This window comes from Methylobacterium sp. B1 (assembly GCF_000333255.1).
Classification (GTDB): Bacteria; Pseudomonadota; Alphaproteobacteria; order Rhizobiales; family Beijerinckiaceae; genus Methylobacterium; species Methylobacterium fujisawaense.
Map to the genome: position 1 here is coordinate 1 of NZ_BACT01000342.1, position 2,032 is coordinate 2,032.

Annotated in this window: 2 protein-coding genes; both read left to right on the forward strand. The window is 74.3% G+C overall.

Annotated elements, in window-relative coordinates:
• A partial coding sequence (locus I53_RS09990) for an HlyD family efflux transporter periplasmic adaptor subunit (protein ID WP_148291106.1) occupies nt 1-826 on the forward strand: 826 nt, incomplete at its 5' end.
• Nucleotides 827-834: 8 nt separating this feature from the next.
• On the forward strand, nt 835-2,032 hold a 1,198-nt coding region (locus I53_RS09995), incomplete at its 3' end, for an ATP-binding cassette domain-containing protein (protein WP_043349912.1).

Sequence of the window (2,032 nt, forward strand, 5' to 3'; positions counted from 1 at the left end):
CGGTCAGCCAGGCCGAGCGCGCCTCGGCGGAGGCCCGCGCCAACATCCAGGAGCGGCAGAGCCACGTGAAGCTCACCCAGCAGGAGCTGAGCCGCTCGACCTATCTCACGGCGCGGGGCTACGCGTCCGCCGAGCAGCTCGACACGCGCCGCAGGCGGCGGACGAGGCGGCCGCGGCGCTGAGCGCGGCCGAGGCACGGTTCGGCGGCGGCGAACATGCGCTGGAGGTCGCGCGGAAGAACGCCGACGCGGCGCAGGCCGCCCGGGAGGCGGCGGCCGCGCGGGTCGGCGCGGCCCGGCACGCCCTCGAAGCCCAGACGCAGAGCGCCGCCTTTATCCGGGTCAACATCGCCGACAATTCCCTCGTCGCGCCGCGCGACGGGCCCATCGAGTATCGCGTCGCCAATGTCGGCGAGGTCCTGGGCGCCGGCGGCAAGGTCTTCACGATGCTCGACGCCGCCGACGTCCGCATGGATGTCTACCTGCCGACGCCGGAGGCGGGCCGTGTCCGGATCGGCGCGGAGGCGCGCATCGTGCTCGACGCCTATCCTCGGCATGTCATCCCGGCGCGGGTGGTCTTCGTCTCGAGCCAGGCGCAGTTCACGCCGAAGACCGTGGAGACCCGTGACGAGCGCGACAAGCTGATGTTCCGGATCCGGGTGCGGATCGACCCGGAGCGCCTCCGTGGACGCGAGCGCCTCATCCGCAGCGGGTTGCCCGGGATCGCCTATGTGCGGACCGACGAGACGGCCGCTTGGCCGGCCTCGCTCCTCCCGAGCCCGCCCCCGGCTGCACCGGCTCCCGCGCCGATCCCCACGGCGCCCTGAGACGCGTGATGGGGCCGCCGGATCTCACCGTCGCCCGGGTCGAGCATCTCACCCACCGCTACGGCCGGACCGTCGCACTCGACGACGTGACGCTGGCGATCCCCGGCGGCCGGCTCGTGGGCCTGATCGGGCCGGACGGCGTCGGGAAGTCGTCGCTGCTCGCGATTCTCGCGGGGGCCCGGCGGGTTCAGGCGGGCCGCGCCACGGTGCTCGACGGCGACATCGCGCAGGCTCGGCACCGGGCGGCCGCGTGTCCGCGGATCGCCTACATGCCGCAGGGACTCGGGCGCAATCTCTACGCCAGCCTCAGCGTGCGCGAGAACGTCGACGTCTTCGGCCGGCTGTTCGGGCAGGAGCCGGCGGAGCGGGACGCGCGGATCGCCGAACTCCTGGCCGCCACGGGGCTCGCGCCCTTCGCGGACCGCCCGGCCGGGAAGCTGTCCGGCGGCATGCGCCAGAAGCTCGGCCTCTGCTGCGCCCTGATCCACGATCCCGACCTGCTGATCCTCGACGAGCCGACCACCGGGGTCGATCCGCTTTCGCGCCGGCAGTTCTGGGAGCTGATCGGGCGCATCCGGGCGCGGCGCCCGGCCATGTCGGTGCTGGTCGCCACGGCCTACATGCAGGAGGCGGAGGCCTTCGACTGGCTCGTCGCCATGAACGACGGCCGGGTGGTCGCCACGGGCTCCCCGGAGGGGCTTCGGCGGCGGACCGGCGCGGCCGGCGTCGAGGCCGCCTTCACGGCCCTGCTGCCGCAGGATGACGCGCCCCCGTCCCGGGCGCCGGTGCCGCCCAGGGCCGCCCCCGGGCGCGACCGGCCGATCATCACCGCGCGCGACCTGACACGGCGGTTCGGCGCCTTCACGGCGGTGGACCGCGTCAGCTTCGACATCCTGCCCGGGGAGATCTTCGGGTTCGTCGGCTCGAACGGCTGCGGCAAGACCACGACCATGAAGGTCCTGACCGGCCTCCTGCCGCCGAGCGAGGGCGAGGCGCTCCTGTTCGGGCAGCCGGTCGCCGCGGGCGGCATCGCGGCGCGCCGACGGGTCGGCTACATGTCGCAGGCCTTCTCGCTCTATGCCGAGCTGACCGTCCGGCAGAACCTCGCCCTGCACGCCCGCCTGTTCCGGCTCAGCCCCGAAGCCAGGCGCGCCCGGGTGGCCGAACTCGTCGCGCAGTTCGACCTCGGCCGCCACGTCGATCAGC